The 20,141-nt window shown below is 39.2% G+C and carries 14 protein-coding genes and 1 pseudogene; 3 read left to right on the forward strand and 12 right to left on the reverse strand.

The window, feature by feature from the left end; all coding sequences use genetic code 11:
- Positions 1-225: 225 nt before the first annotated feature.
- The 4 genes from cydC to IPU53_RS10350 all read right to left on the reverse strand — a co-directional run bounded on the left by cydC (position 226) and on the right by IPU53_RS10350 (position 6,426).
- Positions 226-1,959 carry a thiol reductant ABC exporter subunit CydC gene (gene cydC, locus IPU53_RS10335; RefSeq protein ID WP_207450467.1) on the reverse strand — a complete coding sequence of 578 codons (1,734 nt, stop codon included), beginning with the start codon at positions 1,957-1,959 and terminating at the stop codon, positions 226-228.
- The gene (gene cydD / locus IPU53_RS10340; protein ID WP_207450469.1) at positions 1,956-3,680 is read right to left on the reverse strand and encodes a thiol reductant ABC exporter subunit CydD; all 1,725 of its coding nucleotides are present in this window, start codon (positions 3,678-3,680) and stop codon (positions 1,956-1,958) included. The genes cydC and cydD overlap by 4 nt, the downstream gene beginning before the upstream one ends.
- Before the next feature lie 354 nt (positions 3,681-4,034).
- Positions 4,035-5,036: a cytochrome d ubiquinol oxidase subunit II gene (gene cydB, locus IPU53_RS10345; protein ID WP_207450471.1), complete on the reverse strand. Its 1,002-nt coding sequence runs from the start codon at positions 5,034-5,036 to the stop codon at positions 4,035-4,037.
- On the reverse strand, positions 5,023-6,426 hold the full coding sequence (locus tag IPU53_RS10350; RefSeq protein WP_207450473.1) for a cytochrome ubiquinol oxidase subunit I: 1,404 nt from the start codon (positions 6,424-6,426) through the stop codon (positions 5,023-5,025). The genes cydB and IPU53_RS10350 overlap by 14 nt, the downstream gene beginning before the upstream one ends.
- 492 nt (positions 6,427-6,918) lie before the next feature.
- Between IPU53_RS10350 and IPU53_RS10355 the strand changes: the two genes are divergently transcribed.
- A complete protein-coding gene (locus tag IPU53_RS10355) occupies positions 6,919-7,740 on the forward strand; it encodes a hypothetical protein (RefSeq protein ID WP_207450475.1) in 822 nt (273 codons plus the stop codon).
- Positions 7,741-8,581: 841 nt separating this feature from the next.
- Positions 8,582-9,022, forward strand: a complete 441-nt coding sequence (locus IPU53_RS10360) for a hypothetical protein (RefSeq protein ID WP_207450477.1) — start codon at positions 8,582-8,584, stop codon at positions 9,020-9,022.
- A gap of 43 nt (positions 9,023-9,065) precedes the next feature.
- Here the strand turns inward: IPU53_RS10360 and IPU53_RS10365 are convergent, their stop codons facing one another.
- The 7 genes and pseudogenes from IPU53_RS10365 to IPU53_RS10395 form a co-directional block, all read right to left on the reverse strand.
- Entirely contained in the window at positions 9,066-10,040 is a 975-nt protein-coding gene (locus IPU53_RS10365) for an ABC transporter ATP-binding protein (RefSeq protein WP_207450479.1), read from the reverse strand.
- Positions 10,037-11,023 carry an ABC transporter ATP-binding protein gene (locus tag IPU53_RS10370; RefSeq protein WP_207450481.1) on the reverse strand — a complete coding sequence of 329 codons (987 nt, stop codon included), beginning with the start codon at positions 11,021-11,023 and terminating at the stop codon, positions 10,037-10,039. Before IPU53_RS10370 ends, IPU53_RS10365 begins: the two co-directional genes overlap by 4 nt.
- A gap of 5 nt (positions 11,024-11,028) precedes the next feature.
- Positions 11,029-11,955: an oligopeptide ABC transporter permease gene (gene opp4C / locus IPU53_RS10375; protein ID WP_207450483.1), complete on the reverse strand. Its 927-nt coding sequence runs from the start codon at positions 11,953-11,955 to the stop codon at positions 11,029-11,031.
- Between the two features lie 57 nt (positions 11,956-12,012).
- Entirely contained in the window at positions 12,013-12,969 is a 957-nt protein-coding gene (locus IPU53_RS10380) for an ABC transporter permease (protein WP_207450485.1), read from the reverse strand.
- 134 nt (positions 12,970-13,103) lie between these two features.
- Positions 13,104-14,840 carry an ABC transporter substrate-binding protein gene (locus IPU53_RS10385; protein ID WP_207450487.1) on the reverse strand — a complete coding sequence of 579 codons (1,737 nt, stop codon included), beginning with the start codon at positions 14,838-14,840 and terminating at the stop codon, positions 13,104-13,106.
- A gap of 66 nt (positions 14,841-14,906) precedes the next feature.
- Positions 14,907-16,100, reverse strand: a complete 1,194-nt coding sequence (locus IPU53_RS10390) for a M20 metallopeptidase family protein (RefSeq protein ID WP_242698217.1) — start codon at positions 16,098-16,100, stop codon at positions 14,907-14,909.
- Between the two features lie 186 nt (positions 16,101-16,286).
- Positions 16,287-17,632: pseudogene (locus IPU53_RS10395) on the reverse strand (MATE family efflux transporter).
- A gap of 145 nt (positions 17,633-17,777) precedes the next feature.
- Here IPU53_RS10395 and IPU53_RS10400 point away from each other — a divergent pair.
- Positions 17,778-18,599 carry a MerR family transcriptional regulator gene (locus tag IPU53_RS10400; RefSeq protein ID WP_207450491.1) on the forward strand — a complete coding sequence of 274 codons (822 nt, stop codon included), beginning with the start codon at positions 17,778-17,780 and terminating at the stop codon, positions 18,597-18,599.
- Positions 18,600-18,622: 23 nt separating this feature from the next.
- On the opposite strand, the gene IPU53_RS10405 is transcribed toward IPU53_RS10400, so the two are convergent.
- The gene (locus tag IPU53_RS10405; RefSeq protein WP_207450493.1) at positions 18,623-19,834 is read right to left on the reverse strand and encodes an MFS transporter; all 1,212 of its coding nucleotides are present in this window, start codon (positions 19,832-19,834) and stop codon (positions 18,623-18,625) included.
- Positions 19,835-20,141 lie beyond the last annotated feature (307 nt).

Raw genomic sequence — 20,141 nt, forward strand, 5'->3', positions numbered from 1 at the left:
ATGTGTTGCTTTATATACAATTTTGCATAAAAAAAGTAGTTCATTTTGGACTGCGTTTTAAGATTTGTACTCCAAAACTGAACTACTTCCAACTATAAGTGATGTTATGTGTGACTTTAAAGATAAAAGTACTTTTATAGCAAAGAATACTTTTATCTTTTATTTTACAAAGTAATCTGGTTTCTTTTCGGCAAATAATTAAAATTCGGCGAAGTCTCGGTCGTGTCAGGCACCTGCACCTCTATCCATAGCATATAATTCACGATAACGTTTGTGTTGTTTGATTAGTTCGGTATGGGTTCCTTCCATAGTGATCTTGCCGTTGTCTAGAAAGATGATTTGGTCCATTTTTTCGAGTCCGGTTAGGTGGTGGGTGATCATGATTATTGTTTTATCTTTTAATGTCTCAAACATGGTGTTAAGCAATTCCTTTTCTGTGATTGGATCAAGGCCGATTGTTGGTTCATCCAAGATAACAATCGGTGTTTTTTTCAATAAAATGCGTGCTAATGCAATTCGTTGACGTTCACCACCTGAAAAACGTTGCCCTGTTTCTTCCATTTGCGTGTCTAATCCCTTTGGAAGTGAGTGTATATACTCGTCTAATTTTACTTGTTGAATCACATTCTCTAGTTCTTCTTGCGTTACATTATTATTTCCTATGCGAATATTATTTGCAACGGTTGTAGCAAATAAGTATGGCTTCTGATTTAAGTAACCAATTCCTTGATAAATTTTGTCCCCATATTTTTCGGGTGACTGTCCAGCGATTTCAATCTGTCCTGCTTGCGGTGTGACTGCGCCTAATAGTAGTTGCGATAAAGTTGATTTTCCCGCACCGCTTTTTCCTAATATCGCGATTTTTTGTCCATATGGAATTGAAAGCTGAAGATCTTTAATGGCTGCTTCCTGCTCGTTTGGGTAATGGAACGTGATATTATCTACAAGGATTGCAGGAGTTGGTGCATCAAAAGGCTGAGAGTCCTCTTCCGATTTCTCTTGTGAAAACTGGCGAACATCATCAATGCGTTGTAGTGATTCTTGATAAGTTGGTATATTTTCTACTGCGTCTGAAACTGGGATCAGTCCCTCCATGATTGGAAAGACCACTAAGGTAAATGCCGCAATATAGGTTGGGGCGATTTGTCCGTTGCCCGCTGCGATTCCAGCCCATATTCCTACTAGCAATAAGATAATCCCTGATAAACACTGTAATTGGAATGTCCGCGCTTGTTGCCAATTCGCAATCGCTTTCTCTACTTTATTTCCTTGTTTTGTTTTTTCTAAAAAGCTCGTAATAAAACGATTCTTCCGTCCACTAATCATCCAATCATGCAAACCAAAAAGGGCATCCGTTAAATCCTGATAAGTATGTTTGCGATTCTTTTTCAAGCTAATTTGCTTTTTCTTTAAACTAAACAACGATAATAAGGGATACACAACTAAAACAATACTAAGAAGAAAGGCCATTCCAATCGCAAACTTCCAGTCAAACAAAGATAAAGTTATAACTGAAAAAATAAATAAACAGATAGCGGAAGCAGTTGGAAAGATGGTTCTTATATAGACATCTTGCAAATGCTCAATATCATCAGCTAATGTCCCTAACAAATCGCCAGTTTGAAAGCGTGAACGAATAAATAACGCCTGCGGCTCAAGCATTTTATATAAGTGTACGCGCATATCACCTAATATTTTTAATACTGCGTGATGGCCAACTAAGCGTTCCACATAACGTGTCACTGCTTTGGATATACCAAAAGTCCGGACAGCGACGATCGGAACATATAAAAGCAAGATCGTCTCAGGTCTTTCAGATGCTCGTGTAATTAAATACCCGGAAACAAAGGTTAAAAAGGAAGCTGAGAGAAGTGTTAGCACGGCTAATACTATCGTTGTAATCATTACAGCCCTATATTGTTTTAAATAAGGCTTTATATAAATGTGATAAAGATTCAACGATCATCGCCCCCTTTTTGTGCTTGTCGTAATGCTGAAAATGTTCCAGGTCTCTGTATTAAATCATGATAATGACCAGTTTCTACAAGTTTGCCATTCTCCATAACAAAAATCCAATCCATGCTTTGCATCCAATGCAATCGATGAGTTGCAAAAAAGACTAATTTCCCTTCCATCAATGGCAGCATTGCTTTTTTCAATTCGTACTCCGTTTCAATGTCCAAATGTGCAGTCGGCTCATCTAACAACATTATTGGGCGATCTTGAAGCAATCCTCTAGCTAAAGCGACTCGTTGCTCTTCCCCCCCACTTAAATTACGCCCACCTTGACCAATAACCTCTTCCAACCCATTCGGAAATCGAGAAACTAATGCCGTTAATCCGACTTTATCAGCTGCTTCCTTAACTTTTTCCTTAGGAGCATCAGGCGCATATAAACGAATATTCTCTGCAATCGTTCCTGCGAAAATATGTGGATGCTGCGGAATATAAGTTAATTGTTTCTGCCAATCCTCCAAAGAAAAATGCGGGATTTTTTGCCTGTTACAACTGATTTCACCACTAGTTGTCTCTAAAAAACCCGTTAATAAGTCAATAAGCGTGGATTTTCCCGATCCAGAAGTTCCCACGATACCAATTTTTTGTATGCCACGTACGTCAAAATTAAGGTTTTCAAGACGAGTCAAGCCTTCTTCAGATTCCATACTGACGTTTTTTAACGACAAAACACTATCTTTCGTCCAAGCCGGAATAGCGATTTCAGCTTGATCATTAGCAATGGTTTTCATCGCTAAAATTTGATGAATTTTCTCTCCAGCTTCCTTGCCATCCATCGTAGCATGATAATCATTTCCCAATTCCCGGACTGGCAGAAAGTATTCAGGAGCTAATATTAGAATCAACAGGGCAGGTAAAAGTATAATATGACCGTTAATTAAGCGTAATCCTAGCTCGACGGCAATAATCGCGACGGATAAACTCGCAAAAAAATCCAATGAAAAGGTGGACAAAAAAGCGACCCGCAATGTACGGTTTGTCGCAATTCTATATTTATTACTAACCGTTTCAATTGATTTAGCGTGTGATTTACTTTTCCCAAGATATTTAAGAGTTACTAATCCACGTAATGAATCAACAAAATGCCGAGATAGTAATTGATAGGTTTCCCACTGGGCATCCATCTGCTTCTGCGCTGCCATCCCTAATAAAATTAAGAAAATAATCATAATCGGCATCACAACAGCTAAGATAACACCTGAGGCAAGGTCTAAAGTGGTGACATAAATGAATAAAATAATCGGTACACAGACCATCGCAATTACTCTCGGAATAAACAGCCGTAAATAAGTGCGAAATTGAGGAATCCCTTCCATAACCAATGTCACGAGTTGTCCAGTGCCCTCTTTCCCAACCATCCTTGGCCCCAATGCAAACAACTTTTTTAATAAAAGTTGCTGATATTCGTTCGCTGTGTCTTCAGCAAACTGATAGGTTAACTTTTCTTTTATCCATTGAATCAAATGACGCAAAATAAAGGCCACAATAAAAATCGCCAATAGAGGAAGGACTGCTTTCCACGCAGTCCCCTCATACATATTCACAATTGCAGCCGCTAGATAGCGGGCCTGCACAATTAAGATAATCGTTTGGATTACCGTTAACAAACCAACGATGAATATAAGACGTTTGCTTCCTTTATAATGAAGAAGATGTTTATCCATTAGTCTTCTAAAAGCTCCTTATGAGATGATGATCAAAAAGTCCGGTAAAAATGACACTGCGAGATAAATGATCTTCGACTAAGTACCGACACGTCCTGTTTCGAACGTCGAAGTCACCACATCCTGTGGTAGCTCGTTGGCTTGCCTTTCTGCTGCTCATGTATCAAGATAAGGATCTTCTGCTAAATTCGCCCACGTCCTGTGGGCAACGCAGAAGTTAGTACATCCTGTACATGTCCGCTGCTCAAGGCTGCGCCGCCTCGAACTTTCGACACCACAGGATGTGCTAGTGTGGCGTTGCTGACAGGACGTCAGTACCTTTAGCCGACGGGTCCTTTTTATCCTCCTTTTTGATCACACATTATGCGAGACTCTCTTACGAAAAATATAGTAACTCCAAAATGTATAACCTAAAACAATTGGGATCATTGTTGCTGCCACAATCGTCATTAATTTTAAAGAGTATTGACCAGATGCCGCATTATATACCGTTAAATTATTGGCAAAATCGGTCGAGCTAATGAGTACGTTAGGAAACAGGGCGATAAAAAACGATGACATAACAAGAATCATGATCAAGCCTGTTACGGTAAAGCTATACCCTTCTTTTTTATTACGTAAAAGTGGATATAAAGATAAGTACAACACGACCACTAAACCGTAGAGTGTGTAAAGAATCCAACCTTTATCAGCTAGAGCATCTGTATAGATCCCTGTTAAAACAACGAAAAGTACCACAACGAAACCTGTCAAAAAGTAAATCTTTAATCCCATTTCCTTCGACTTTTCTCGTAATGACCCTGTTGTTTTTAAGGAAGCAAACATTAAACCGTGCAAATAGGAAAGGAGTACGAATGCAACGCCACCTACTAGGGTATAAATATTAATTATATCCGTGAAGCCAGCATACATATTCATTTCTGCATCAATGGGCAATCCTTTAATAAGACTAGAAAACATAACACCTAATAAAAATGGAGGTAAAATACTTCCAGCAAAAATGGCCCAGTCCCAGACTTTTATCCAATGTTCTGAATCAACTTTTTCTCTAAACTCGAAGCTTACTCCACGGGCAATTAAAGCTAATAATAATACAACAAACGGTAGATAATAGCCGCTGAACAATGTTGCGTACCAGTGCGGGAAGGCAGCGAACATTGCTCCCCCCGCTGTGATCAACCATACTTCATTCGCATCCCAAAAGGGGCCAATACTTTTAATTAGCATTTGTTTCTCCTGTTCATTTTTCGCGAGAAACTTTGTCCCCATACCAATTCCAAAATCAAAACCTTCCAAGAAAACAAAGCCAACAAATAAAACGGCAACAAGGATAAACCATACCTCACTTAGTTGCATGTTGAACACCTCCAAGATCAAACGGGTCTGACGCTGATACATCTTCCTTCGCTTTTGCATGCGGCCCTTGCTTGATCACACGGATAAATAGATACACCATCACAATTGCTAAACATGCATAGATGAGAGAAAAGGAGATAAGCGAAAATAAGATTTGTCCTGCACTCACATTCGGTGAGACTCCATCCATTGTCTTCATAAGACCATTGACTACCCAAGGCTGGCGACCAATCTCGGACATAATCCAACCAAAGGAATTACCGATGAATGGTAAAAAGATAGCAGGAACCAACCATTTCAAATAACGAATGCTATGGACTAATTTTTTTCTCCATAATAAGAACAGACCTAAAGCACTAAGCAGGATTAGAATTCCACCAGTTCCGGCCATAATGCGAAAACTCCAAAATGTTGTTTTCACTGGAGGTATATAAATGCCTTCTCCATGCTTTTCAATCATTTTTTCTTGTAAAGTATTCATTCCTTCTACTTTTCCACTAAATTCACTATACGCCAAGTAACTTAATAAATATGGTATTTCGATCCGATGGGTACTTTCCTGGTTTTTAGTATCAATATTGGCAAACAGAGTCCAAGCTGCGGGATCACCGCTATCCTCCCAAAGCCCTTCAGCCGCTGCCATTTTCATTGGTTGGGCATGCATTAAATAGGTTGCTTGCGCGTGACCAGAAAAAGCGAGTCCTAAGCCAGCGACCAATCCAATAACAAGCGAAATAGCAATCGAACGTTTAAAAATTTCCACATCTTTTTTCTTAATCAAATACCAAGCACTGACACCAGCAATAAAAAAGGCACCTGTAGCAAAGCTTCCAAAGATTGTATGTGGAAAGGCAACCCAAAGTTTAGGGTTGGTCAACACAGCTACAAAATCGTTCATTTCTGCGCGACCATTTTGAATCGTATAGCCAACGGGATTATGCATGAAGGAATTGGCTGCTAAGATCCAAAAAGCGGACATAATTGTACCAATCGATACAAGCCAGATACAAGCCAGATGTAATTTTTTCGGTAATTTATTCCAACCGAACATCCATAATCCAATAAAGGTAGATTCTAAGAAAAAAGCTAATAAAGCCTCAACAGCAAGCGGCGCTCCAAATACATCACCGACAAATCGTGAATAACTTGACCAGTTCATCCCAAATTGAAATTCCTGGATAATCCCTGTCACCACTCCGACTGCAAAGTTAATTAGAAAAAAGATACTCCAAAACTTGGTCATCTTCAAATAAACTTCTTTTTTCTTTATCACATACAGTGTCTGCATGATCGCAATAATAAATACTAGACCAATGGACAATGGGACAAAGATAAAATGAAACAATGTCGTTGAAGCAAATTGAATCCTCGCAAGAATAACCTCTTCCATTCCATTTTCCTCCTTAAGTGAAAAAGTGAACAAACTTTGACAAAAGTAATTCATTTTGTGTGCTTGTGCACTTTTAGTTCGTGAAATTATGAACAAACTTTGACAAAAAAATTTATGCAAAGACATGAGTGAGAATTTTCCTCTGTAATGTCTATGGCAAATCCAGGCGGATAGTAAATCATCCCCCGTTTACCTTTCAGCCAAGGTCCAATGATTTTCCTTTTTCTCCAAATAGTGAATAACTGAGCATTCTATATCTCTATCATACTACAGATTTTCAAAATGGGGATAAGGTTATGTTACAAATTCGGTACCAATATAAGTCCATTTATTGAACAGAGAATAAGCGAGCAATTTTTACTAGCTTATGAGGTTTTATTGTAAAAAGGTTTATGGAATTTGTCAATCAAGCTAGTTTTTTATTGACGTTTTTTTGAGCATTATTAGAGGTATAAATAACGTGTAAACTTTAAAACAAGGGTGGTTATGATGATGAAAAAGGCTATACAAGTCGCTATTTTTCTTATTGGAGGTTGTGCAACTAAGGATCACTCTTCACAAGAAACTCCAGCAGAAAACAATGCTGAAACTGATGATGTAAAACAAAGTGAGGACCAAGACGACGCTAAGCAAGATCCCCAACCTAATGAAGAGGAGAATTCCTCACAACCAGAGCAACAAAACGAAAAAGAGCTTGCACAGGAAGAGATAATGAAAGGAATAAAAGGGCAAATTGATACAGACCTAACGATTGTTCTTCCAGACAGCATCCCTTTAGATAAAGGGGAGCATTTGACAGCTGCTACCACATCATCAGAGGATCAATATACGGTAATCTTTTTTGCTAGTCAAACTCCGATTCTCATTAATAATGATCAATTAAATGATGGTGATGCTAGGCAGATTGCACAATTAACCGTACAACAATACGATACTCAGGAACAGGCAAACGAAGAAATAGCTTATGAAGATTTTGAACAAAACGGCGGTAATGAAGTGGATCTTGGTCATGACATCACTGGGTATCAAGATGCAGGAGCAGGCAGCCTCTGGACAGGCTGGAATGAAGGCCGCTGGGCATTGGTAGCACATACGCAAACAGATCAAGCAGAGTCTGGTGAAGAACTGGCCCGCAATGCCGTCACTTTTCTAGAAGATCATTCATTACCGATCCCAGAAGAAAATGGTTTTGTTCATTTGGATGCAACAAGGGATGATCAGCAGATTCTCTGGCAAAAAGAAAATGTCGTTTATCAATTAGACCAAATCGCTGATCCGATCATCGGTTTAAAGATCGCAACATTATTTGAATGATGGATTACTCTTGAAAATTGCGATTAGAAAAAAAGTGATACTTAATTAGCGGGGATTTTCTTCCATCCCCACCTTCGCTTCTCCGTATTTTCCAAAGTCTTGAAGCGAGGATTACAGCCCGGGAATGCGGGATAAAATAGTGGATTTTTTGCTAAATCATCACTTTCCCTTCTCGGTTTAAGGCATCTGCTCATGCATTCTACGATGTGTGCTCATATTGTAGAGTATGGGGGTGATGGATTGTCTGGAAAAAGAAATCAGCTCGGTTGCATTTTTCCTGGTTATAGATGGTGTGGACCAGGATGTAGTGGGCCTGGTTCTCCTATTAATGATGTGGATTCCTGCTGTATGAGACATGATCGCTGTTTGAATAGGGGGATTCATCCTTGTATATGCGATGAACAATTCATGCATTGCCTTCGTCCGAAAATGGATCGCAGAAGTCGAGATGGCCGACATGCGAGATTGATGTATAGAGCGATACAATTGAAAACAACTTTTCAATGTCAACGATTCGGAAGGGATTGGTGAAAGCCGCTTAATCAGCTCCTTCCGAATCTCTTTTTTTTACAGAGTATGTTCTAAGAGCTCAGTAAAAATGACACTGCGAATTAATGAATCTTCCGTTCAAATCCAAGAAGTCAGCACAAACGTGCAAGTCCGTCTCGAACTTTCGACGTACAAGCTGATAGAACGTCAGCGTAGTCGCCGACTTGATCCTTTTGAATACGAACTTATCATTTTCCTGGTGTGATAAAGTTTTGTGTGAAAGGAAACTAGCATTCTCCTTAAACTTATAGGATAATATTAGAATAATCAGGACTTTTAAGGAGGGCTTACATTGAAAAATCATCCCATATCATTACCAATTGCTTACATGATTGAGACACTAAGAAGCCAGGGGATATCTGACGCAGAGATACTAAATCATATCAAGCGAAAGGATGTTACCCCTTGGGTCCATATAAATGAACGCTTTGATTTTAATGAACTTATAGAGCTCGCAGATCAAGATCAAGAAGCCTTCACCTCCATCATCAAAGATGGTTACCAAATTAAATTTATCACGATCAGAGGCCTGCAAACATTGCTAAAACTTAAATTCCAACTAATCGAAGGCCGCGATTATCAGCTTACTAACAAAGGGATCAAAAAACTACATATCAAAAAGGACGCCTGGCTTCAGCTCAAATCATTACTATCGAAAAATTGTCTAGTCCAAGAAGAACCTCTTGAAGAGAGCAGTACCTATAGAAATGTAAAAATTGAATTAGGGGTCTGACCCTCATTCCGTTAATACTTTATCACAATGGGGGTCAGGCCCCTTAAACTAGATGGCAAGCTACATAATGCTGGTCTTCAATTTCGCGAAATTCGGGTACTTGTACTCGGCAAATATCCTTTGCTAAGGGACAGCGTGTGTGAAATTTGCATCCTTTTGGAGGATTGGCTGGATTGGGGATGTCCCCTTTCAAGATGATTCGTTCGCGTTTTAATGTTGGATCGGGAATGGGGACCGCAGAGAGTAAAGCCTTTGTATAAGGATGAAGCGGGTTCCCATATAGTTGATCCCGACTCGCCAGTTCCATCATAGAACCAAGATAAAGAACGCCTATTTTTGAACATAGATGCTCGACAACACTTAAATCATGCGAAATAAATAAGAAAGTAATATCTTTCTCTTTTTGCAATTTCTGAAATAAATTAATGATTTGCGCTTGGATGGAAACATCTAAAGCCGACACTGGCTCATCAGCAACAATAAAATCCGGCTCTAAAATGATCGCCCTTGCGATGCCAATCCGCTGTCGTTGTCCCCCACTGAATTCATGGGGAAATCGTTCATAGTGATAAGGAGCAAGGCCACAAATATCTAACACCTCTAACACTTTTCCTCTTACCTCTGTCTTGCTACATAAACCATGATCCAGCAATGCTTCCCCAATCGCATCACCAATTCGAATCCTAGGGTTTAACGAACTAAACGGGTCCTGAAAGATAAATTGCAATTTTGGCCGTAAATTCCGCATGTCTCCCTTAGCTAGCTGATGAAGGCTCTGCCCATTATATTTGACTTCTCCTGACGTAATCGAATGGAGGCGGAGGATGCTTCGGCCAATTGTACTTTTTCCACTCCCCGATTCTCCAACAAGTCCAAACGTTTCGCCTTTTTCAATAGTAAAGCTCACGCCATCAACTGCCTTGACCACTTCTTTATTGCGTTTAAAAATCGAAGAGGTTTCACCAAAATATTTTTTCAGATGATCGACCTCAATTAACGGTTCTGCCGCTGCTGTCATACACTCACCTCTTCTTCATATAACCAACAAGCTACTTGATGATCATCCTTAATCGACTTCATACTAGGGCTCTTCTCAACACAAATCTTCATACAGTGCTCGCAACGATCACTAAAATAACAAGATGGCTGCAAATCAATCAAGTTTGGCACCTGTCCAGGAATCGTATAAAGCGTCTCTTTACGTTGATTGATAACAGGCTTAGCTGCAAGTAGACCTTTTGTATATGGGTGTTTTGGGTTCTTAAATAATTCTGTGACAGGCGCATGTTCAATAACCTTTCCCGCATACATGACGATCACATAATCAGCAACTTCTGCTACAACTCCAAGATCATGAGTAATCAATAGCATCGACATTTGTCGATCATCCTTCAGCTTTCGCAACAATTCTAAAATTTGCGCTTGAATCGTGACATCGAGGGCTGTCGTTGGTTCATCTGCAATTAATAATCGCGGATCACAGCATAAAGCGATCGCAATCATAATCCTTTGCAACATCCCACCACTCAACTGATGGGGATAAGAGGAAAAGATCTCTCGACTTCTGCCAATTCCAACCAATTCAATTAATTCTATCGCCTTTTGCTTTGCTTGCTTCTTGGAAATGACCGTATGTTCCATCAAAGGCTCAATTATCTGTTCGCCAATCGTTAAGACAGGATTAAGCGAAGTCATTGGCTCTTGAAAGATCATAGCAAAGTCATTCCCACGCATCCTTCGTAAATCGCCTTTTTTCATTTTCAACAAATCTTTTCCTTCGAATTTAATCTCGCCTTCACATTTAGCTCCTGATGAATGATCGATTAATCCCATAATAGACATGGCTGTAGCACTTTTACCACATCCCGATTCTCCGACCAAACATACGGTTTGCCCTTGCTTTATTTCAAAACTTACATCATTCACTGCGTTCACATTCCCAGCTTCTGTTTGAAATTGGGTAAGCAAGTGATTTACCTGCAGGATAGACCCTTCTGACACGTCTATTACCTCCTCTTCATGTTTGGATCGATTGCGTCGCGCAAGCCATCACCGAGTAAATTAATACTAATCACCGTTAGGAAGATTGCCACACCAGGTGGAATCCACAGCCAAGGGCGCTTTTGAAAATCAATCAGTGAGTTAGCTGCATTGATCATATTGCCCCAAGAAGCTGTTGGTGGAACGACCCCTAGTCCAAAGAAGCTTAGGACAGATTCACTTAAGATCGCACTCCCAACACTCAATGTCCCTGCCACAATTAATAAAGGAACGGTATTTGGTAATAAATGATTCAACAGCTTCCTTCGATCCCGCAGTCCTAATGCATCTGTTGCTTGAATAAATTCACGTTCTCGTAAACTAAGAATTTGGCTTCGTACTAATCTCGCAAGTCCGGGCCAGCCGACTAGACTTAGCATTAACATAACGATATAAAGCCGTTGCTCAGCTGGTACTTTCCACTCTGACATCACAGCCGCCATAATAAATAATAATGGTAAACCAGGCAATGTCATTAATATGTCTGTGGTTCTCATCACAATTTGATCGATGATCCCTTTATAATAGCCCGCTAATACACCTAATATAGCTCCGATTGTTAAAGACATGACCATCGCGCCTAGCCCTACTGTCAAAGAAATTCTCCCAGCTAACATCAATCTTGTTAAGACATCCCGTCCTAACTTATCTGTCCCTAGCCAATGAACAGTACTGGGAGGTTGATTGATATTCGTTGGATCCACACCAGAAACTCCATAGGGAGAAAAGAAAGGACCTAAAAAGGAAAACAAAAAAACAAAAATAAGAAACCCTAATCCTGAGAGGGCGATTTTCTTTTTTAACAAACGACGAAACACCTGTCTCCAAAGAGAAGATTTTTGTTGTTTCGTATGTATCTTTGGATCCATCGTCGTTACTGAAGAACTTTCCATATGTTTCAACTCCTTATAATTCACAGGAAAAGGAATCCACTTTTTTCCAATAAAAAATTACTTTAAACGAACTCGGGGATCTGCTACTCCATATAATAAATCTGCTACTAGATTGCTTATAACGGTCAAAAGGGCGATAAACATCGTAAAGCCCATTAATAATGGATAATCTCGAACCGTAAAAGCCTGCATGTAAATGGCTCCGATCCCTGGCCAATTAAAGATTTGCTCTGTAATAATCGCACCACTGAACAAGGCTGGTAACTCAAAGGCAAATAAAGTAATTGCTGGCAAGAGAGCATTTCTTAATGCATGTTTATAGACAACCGCTTTTTCCTTCAATCCCTTTGCCCTCGCTGTACGGACAAAATCCTGACGAATCACTTCAAGCATATTGGTTCGGAAATAACGGGCTAAACCGCCAATCCCTAACATCGTTAAAACTAACACAGGTAAAATCATATGCTGGCCTACATCTTTGATATATGCCCAGCCAGTATAATTACTTCCAGTAGTGATCATACCTCCAGCTGGAAACCAGCCAAGATCAACGGCAAGAAATTTAATTAAAATTAAGCCAAGAAAAAACGATGGGGTAGCCATACCGGCAAACACTAACACAGTTGCCAATGAATCAAATAAAGAATATTGACGAGTCGCAGAAACAACGCCGACAACCAAAGCAACTCCCCATGTCAGAATCAATGAAGCTAACGCAACAAAAAAGGAACTCCATAAATAGTTTCCTAGCACTTCGACAACTGGACGTTGGAATTGTAACGAATAGCCAAGATCACCTTGCAGAAGATTTCCCATCCAGATAAAATATCGCTTCAACATCGGCTGATCAAAACCATAAAGCGCGTATAGCTCGGCCTTCCGTTCAGCCGTTAAATTTGGATCGGCATCAATAAAGTTACCAGGAACTAATGAATACAAAAAGAAGATCAGCAATGAAGCTCCAAGCAAAGTTGGAATTAAATACAACACTCTTTTTAAAACATATTCTTTCAAGCTTAGTTGCCTCCCATCTATCCACAAGGATGATGACTATTTCCAATAATTTTCTTATCTAATTGGGCGTACCCGCACATTGTGCAGATACGCCTGAATGAAAACGATGATACATATTTAATAGATTTACAGGATTATTGTTGCACATCTACTACTTGTAGATTTTTCAAGCTAGGAGCAATCCCGCGATATCCATTTGGTTCAAAGCCCTTTACCCGTGCGTTCGTACCACTTAACACTTTTGTATAGGACATTAAAATCACCGGAGGATCCTCATCCAATGCTTTGTATAATTCATGAAAAGCTTCTGTTCTTTCATCTTGATCATTGGTCGCGATCGTAGCATCGATCAAACCATCAATCTCCTCATTTCCATACCCTTTTATAATCGAATCCTGTGTTTTTGTGTGAAAGCTATCAATACCATCATAAGGATCTGTCAGCATAGTCGTGGAGAAAGATGCCAAGTCATGATCGCCCTTCTCTACTCGGGAAAGCAAAGCATTGAAATCCATTTGTTCTACTTGTAGATCAATCCCGATCTCCTTATAATTTTCCTTTGCAATCGGAATGAAGGTATCTCCTAAGCCACCAGCAGAAGTAAAGTAATAGACAACGAGCTTTTCACCATCTTTTTCTCGAATGCCATTGTCTCCTTCTGTCCAACCAGCATCCTCTAACAATTGTTTCGCTTTTTCTGGATCGTAGTCTGTGCTACCAATTTCATCTGTATAAGCCCAAGATGCTGGGGAAACCGGAACATTCGCCACTTGCGCATAGCCTTGGTAATACGTATCAATAATCGTTTGTCGATCAAGTCCGTATATAAAGGCTTGTCGCACTTGCGGATCTTTGAAAATCTCTTTCTCATGATTAAATGTGACATAACCATAGGCAGAAGAGGTATATACATTAATATCGGCAAATCCTAGAGCTTGTAAAAATTCAAAATTATCTTGGCTAGCAGCCAATCCACTGTAATCCAATTCACCCGTTTGGAAAAATTGCTGAGAATCCCCTTCAGTTGTTTTATAGATGAATTGATCCACTTCAGGCTTTCCATCATAAAAATGTTCATTGGCTTCATAGCGAATTTCTTGACCTGGTAAGTAGTCGACAAAACGGAATGGTCCTGCCCCAACTGGTTTTAAATGCAAGCCATTTAAGTAATCAAGATCACCTTTTTTATAGTCTTTTCCATAGTAGTCTTTCTTCAACACTTGACCGCCAAGTAAACGCAAGGAACGAGCATTTACTTCTTCTGTCGTAATTTCAATCGTTTTATCATCCACTACTTTAATACCTGAGATACTATCAGCATCTTCGTTTTTATAATCTAATCCCCCTACAACTTTTGCTTCCGTGATATCCGTACCACCACCATAACTAGGATCATGCAGGAGCGTTAGGGTAAATTCAACATCTTCAGCTGTTAGCGGTGTTCCATCATCAAATTTCAAATCATCTCGTAAATAAAAGATATATGTTAACCCATCTTCGGATACATCCCATTCTTCAGCAAGTCCTGGGATCGGTTCACCTGCTTCATTGATATCCACTAATGGAGGAAACATCACCGATTGAACATTTCCATCATAACCACTTGAATTAAAATAAGGCGTAAATACTCCCCCAGGCTCTTGTAAGCCCACAACTACCATATCCCCCCGATTGACAGCTAATTGAGGAGAAGCTGATGGGTCTTCTGCTGGAATTTGCATATCTTCTACAACATTCGTTGTATCCGCGGCCTTTTCAGTGTCTGCCGACTTTTTCCCATCATTTGTTGACGTTTCTCCTGAGCTACAAGCAGCTACAAGTAAGCTGAACAATATTGTTACTATTAACAAAATCCCTTTTGACTGTTTCATTTTCTTCATTCCTTTATTCTTATTCAAAATTTTTTGACAAAAATCCCAAAAAAACAAAAATGATTGTTAAAACAAATAATGGGCTACAATTTTCACAAAGGATCTTTCGATATTTAGTAACGCTCGCTCATCGAAATCAAACCTCGGATGATGATGGGAATAATGAGTCTGTTCGTTGTCATTTCGACTCCCTACTCTAAAATAGGTTCCCGGTCTTTCTAGTAAAAAGTAGGAGAAGTCCTCTGCACCCATGGAAGGCTGTAAAGTAATAACAGCTTCATCTGAAAATTCTTCCTTGAAAAGGGTTCTCGCAAGCTCTGTTTCTTTCTCATGATTATATAGAGCAGGATATCCTAGTAAATAGTCGATCGAATAATTTGCTTGAAAGGCAGACGTAATTCCCTTTACAATCGAATCAATATCCTCTTTGACTTGCATCCTCACCTGTTCATCAAAGGTACGAACAGTTCCTTCGATTTTGGCATTTTCTGCAATGACATTAAATGCATTTCCAGCTTGGAACACGCCCACTGTCACAACAGCAGATTGTAATGGATTTACTTGTCGACTAACGATTTTTTGTAAAGCATTAATAACTTCACTGCCAATCACAATGGAATCAATCGTTTCATGAGGTCTTGCCCCATGCCCGCCTTTTCCTTTAATCGTAATTTCAAATTTATCGACTGCAGCTGAAGTAAAACCTTCTCCCACCGCAACTTGCCCTAATGGAATATCAGATGCTAAATGGGCACCGAATACATAATCCACGCCATCTAATACATTATCCTCAATCATGAATTTCGCCCCACCAGGTGGCAGTTCCTCTGCAGGTTGGAAAATAAAGATGATCTTACCATTAAGCTTTTCTCGAAACTGGCTTAGCACTTGCGCAGTCCCCAATAAAGCAGCTGTATGACCATCATGCCCGCATGCATGCATCACTCCAGGTTTTTGCGATTTATAAGGTACATCCTTTTCGTCTTGAATAGGTAATGCATCGAAATCAGCTCTTAAAGCAAGCGTTGGTCCAGGATTATTACCTTTAAGAATGCCAATAAGTCCATTTCCGCCGATCTTTGTTTTGACCTCTAAACCAAAACTGATTAACTTTTCCTCAATAAACTTTGCTGTTTCTGTTTCCTGAAAAGATAATTCAGGATGCTGATGCATGTATCTCCTCCATTGGACGATCTCTTGATGATTTTTCTCCAACTCTCTGTGAATTAACGCTAAGTCAGTTTGATTTGTCTTTTGCAATTTGAGTTCCCCTTCCTCCCAAAAACCTATTAAACTTATAGGAATTAGTAACTTTGATTTATTGTATGGCATATTCTAAAAATTTTCAACTACTTTTTCGTAATTATGGCAAGAAAAAAGCGTTTTATTTATCTATTTATTCTGAAAAATAATGATAAAAAGGAGAAACCCGGTTAAAAAACTCAGTTAACCGGACTTCTTAAATAGCTTCCCCTTTTCAGAACGAACAAGTTCTATCCATTTAAATTTTAGTGCTAGATAAGTGATGAATACTGTTAATCCCTCAGCTAGCGGGAAGACAAGCCAAATGGAATTGGAACCGAAGATTTTTGGCAAAATCAAAAGCAAGGGGATGAATATAACAAAACTTCGGCTTAAGGTAATCCCTGTAGCAATACGGACTTTCCCAATCGATTGATAAAATTCCACAAAAACCATGTTGATTCCTAAAAACAGGTACCCAGCAAAAAATAGACAATTCCCATTTTTGTATAATCAATAATCTCGGGAATTTCGATGCCGAATAAATCAATGATCATTCCTTTTCCGGTAAGCCCAACCATAAATATCGCTACTCCAAGACCAAATCCTGTGATGAGCGCAATCCGGATAAATTGTTTCATACGTTGATAGAGCTTCGCACCATAATGATAACTTGTAATTGGTTGTAAAGCTGCTCCAACTCCGATAAAGAGCATAATAAACACCGTATGCATATAGTTCACAACCGCATAAGCAACAATCCCGATTTCCCCGACATACTGGCTAAATGTTACGTTAAATGCAACTGTCATGACAGCAGCCGAACCTTCCACAATAAAACTCGGAAAGCCTATTGAGAAAATGTTCCTCAGAATAGAAAAATCAAGTTTCATCCGTACAAATCCTAATTGTTTTTTCTTTGTTAAGAAATGTGTAAGTAAAACGAAAATCCCTATTATGGTACCGAGTACCGTTGCATAAGCCGCCCCTTTTACACCCCAGTGAAAAACGAAAATAAACAGATAGTTTAATCCAATATTTACAACAGATGTTACGATCAATCCCACCATCGCGAGTGTAGGGTTTCCGTCATTTCGAATAAAAATACTTAAAATATTCTCAAGGACAAAGACAAGCCCAAATAAAAGGATAACATGAAGATAACTGTCAACATACGAAATAATCGAATCATTGGCCCCGAATAAATAAGCAAGTCGTTGTTCAAACAGTAGACTGAATACAATAATCAGTCCCGTTGTCACAATCGCAAGGATAAGTGAATGTGTAAATATGTCTTTTGCCCGATGTTGATTATTTTGACCAAGGGCAATGGAATATAGTGTGGCACCACCCATGCCAATCCACAGTGAAACAGATAAAATCACCGAGTATATGGGCACTGCGATATTAACACCTGCTAGCCCTTTTTCTCCAACACCGTGGCTGACGAATAGGCCATCGATTAAAATATTGATGGCCATAAGCATCATTCCAAATAAAGAAGGGATTAAATACTTCCTAAATAATCGACGGGGCTCCATTGTTTGCATGATTGAATGATTGTTTTCCATAAAAATACCACCTAAAGTTAAATTCTCTCAAGACTACTTTGTTTTTTAATGTTATTTTTCCTTTCTATGCTATGATGATAAGGTATTCGGTTACCGTATAGTCAAGAGTAAAGAGGTGGAAAAATTGGAGTCTCCGAAAAAGTTATTTACGACTGGGGAATTTGCAGAATTATGTAGCGTGAAAAAGCAGACTTTTTTTCATTATGATGATATCGGCCTGTTAAAACCAGAGTATAAAAACGATCTGGGTTATCGCTTTTATTCCGTTCAACAAACAGAAGTGTTCGCCGTGATTGAGATGTTAAAGGAGATCGGCATGTCTTTAGCTGAAATTAAAGACTTTTTGCATTTCAAATCGCCTAAAGAAACAATCGATTTATTAGCGGAAAAAGAAGAAGCCATGAAGAAAAAAATCGCAAAAATGCAGCGCACCCAACAAGTCATTCAAAACAAGAAAAAACAAATCGAAGAAGCATTAAGGTTAGATTTTGATCGCTTTACAATCGAGGAATTGGTAGATGAAAGCTATGTTTTAAGTAAAAATATTTTAAACTGTTCAGATAAAGAATTTACGAAATCGATTATGTCATTTATTAAATATACAAAGCGCGAAGAACTAGATATCGGTTATCCGATTGGAGGTTTAATTAGGCAGGAACAAATCCTGGCTGCTGATTATTGGAATTATTCGCATTTTTATATGCGTGTCGAACACTCAGCTATCAAAGATCCTTTTATTAAAAAAGCGGGAAAATATGTTGTTGGCTATCATAGAGGTAGTTATCTAACAATCAAAAAAACCTACGAAAAAATAAAAACATATTTGAGTAAGAAAGGCTATCTCATTTGTGGCGATAGCTTTGAGGAATATGTAATGGATGAGGTAAGTGTAAATGGAGAAGAAAATTATGTGACAAAAATTATGATACAGGTAGAAGAAAAGTAAACTACACTTTTCTTCTACCCTAATTATGCCATATTCCATTCAGAGGATTGTGAGCTCCTCTGTTTTAAACTGAGCATTACGATAAAAGAGACAATATATAAGGCCGCTAAGTACACCATAGCCGTCATCATACTATAATTTTGTAAGAGATGGCCAACAAGAATAGGAGAAAAACCGCCTAATGCCCTACCGAAGTTGAAAATCGTGTTCGTTGCTGTGCTCCGGATATGGACTGGATAATAATGGCTAATAAGTGCACCATACCCGGCAAACATTCCGTTCGAGAAGAAGCCAACAATGGCACCTCCAATTAACACACCAGCACTTCCTGTTGCAAAAGAGTATAAAAAGACAGCACTCGCGGACGCAAGCAGAAAAATCCCAAAGGAACGTTTGGCTCCTAATCGATCCATAAATTGCCCAAAGGTCAACATACCAATAATCATCCCGACAGCCGTACTAATCGTCCATAATGCTGAACTTGATACTGATAGCCCTTGTGATTGTTGTAACATCGATGGTAACCAAATCATCAATCCATTATATCCTGCTATTTGAACAGTCGCCATAATTGCAAGGGCAATGGTAGTGATCGTTGTTCTTGGTGTACGAAACAGTTCACTTAATTTTCCTTCCTTTTGCTTCAGGCTCATCTTTTCTTCCTTTTGTGCAGCCAACCATTCTGGTGATTCCTTCAGATTTTTTCGCACAATAAAGGCAAAAATAACTGGGATAACACCTACGAAGAATAATGCCCTCCATCCCCAGTAAGGGAGAATCATCGCACTTAATAGCGCCGCTAGAATGACACCTATTTGTGCTCCAGTACTAACGTAGGAAGAAACCCTGCCTTGTTTATGTTTTGGCCACGCCTCTGCTACGAGAGCCATACCAATACCGTATTCTCCACCTGCGCCAATTCCAGCAATAAAGCGAAATAAATAAATTTGTTCAATATTTGTAGCAAATCCAGTTAAGGCCGTGCCAATCGCAAACAAAAATACAGTATAAGTAAAAATTCGAACACGACCAAACTTATCGGCTAAGATACCAAAGATCACTCCACCAATTAGCATGCCTATATTGGTTATCGATGAAATGAATCCGCCCGTTGCAAGATCAATATGAAACTCTGCGACGATCATCGACATGGCAAATGAAATAAACATAATATCCATGCCCTCTAGTGTCAAACCAGCCATAGAGGCGACTACTGTTTTCCTTTGATAATTCATGTGTTTTTTCCACCCTTCAGTGTTTGTTTGTGTTGCCAAAATCTTCTTGTTGGTTTGAAGGAATGGTCTTTTGTATGTTGTCTCAAACAAACATCTCCATTCTCTTTTCAAGTCTCACAGGACGTTGTTTAAAAGAGATTAAGCTTGTCTCCATTAGAGGATGTTCAAAAAGTCCGGTAAAAATTACACTGCGAATTTCTTCGTTGGCTTGTTTCTACGCTGCTCATGTATCAGGGGAATGATCTTCTACTAAAACCGCCCACGTCCTGTGGGCAACGCAGAAGTCAGCACATCCTGTGCAAGTCCG

Origin of the sequence: Bacillus sp. SD088 (assembly GCF_017355205.1) — a bacterium.
GTDB lineage: Bacteria > Bacillota > Bacilli > Bacillales > Bacillaceae_C > Lederbergia.